Source organism: Synechococcus sp. YX-04-1 (assembly GCF_030546365.1).
In the GTDB taxonomy this organism is placed as follows: Bacteria; Cyanobacteriota; Cyanobacteriia; order PCC-6307; family Cyanobiaceae; genus Parasynechococcus.
The window spans coordinates 1-793 of record NZ_JAUONZ010000024.1 but is presented as its reverse complement, the minus strand read 5'-3'; the positions used below and the strand labels follow the sequence as shown (position 1 = coordinate 793).

At 52.1% G+C, this 793-nt stretch carries 1 protein-coding gene; it reads right to left on the bottom strand.

Annotation, left to right across the window (positions count from 1 at the left end):
* Positions 1-67: 67 nt before the first annotated feature.
* On the bottom strand, positions 68-793 hold a 726-nt coding region (locus tag Q3Y53_RS13060; RefSeq protein WP_303536809.1), incomplete at its 5' end, for a hypothetical protein.

The window sequence follows — 793 nt, the reverse complement described above, 5'->3', positions numbered from 1 at the left end:
CTAATCACTATTAATTGTTTCTCTTAGATTTGTCGAGATGAATCCAATATTTCCAGCTAGCAATAGGCTATAGCCGCTTCTCGTACGCATACAGCAGAGAAGAATTGCTCATAACTTGCGTTTCTGACGAGGTGGCGATCCAGTTCCAGCCATCGCCCCCATGGTCTTCACTCCAGACCGATGCGACTCCTTGCGTATCTTGCCTGCTGAAGGTCCAGAGAGGCTCCTCTTGAATGCCCACAGACATGTGGCTGAACTCTCTGACTGGAGGAGGTGGACGCGAAGGATCTCGAGGCATTGACAGTCCAGTCGAGCGAATAAAGCTGTACGTTGATGAGGCGCCGTCTTCATCCGTGGCTATTATCGTTGCGCCACGTAGCGACACACCGTTCCAGATAAACCCGATCAGGTATTCGGTAACTTGCTGTCCATTAGCATCGGGCATCGAGGTAGAACCCGCGATGCCGAGAATCTCTCTTCCATCTGCAGTGATGAGAGTCACGCGAACGTCATCGTCCTGCCAGTCTCTGATACTGACAGTGTATTCCACACGGTCACCGATTCGACGTGATCCTGGAAGCGAGGCACTGAGAATCTGCGGTGAGATGTTCGTGACTTCAATCGATGTGGCTGCGGTTGCACTCAGCCCGCCTGCATCAGTAACAGTGAGAACGGCCGTGAACGTACCAGAGTCCTGTGAGATGAACTCGAACTGTGCTAGTGTGCTCTCAGCGACGATATTGCCGTTGTCATCAAGTACTCGCCATGCGTACGAAAGTGCCGTGATCTCCAC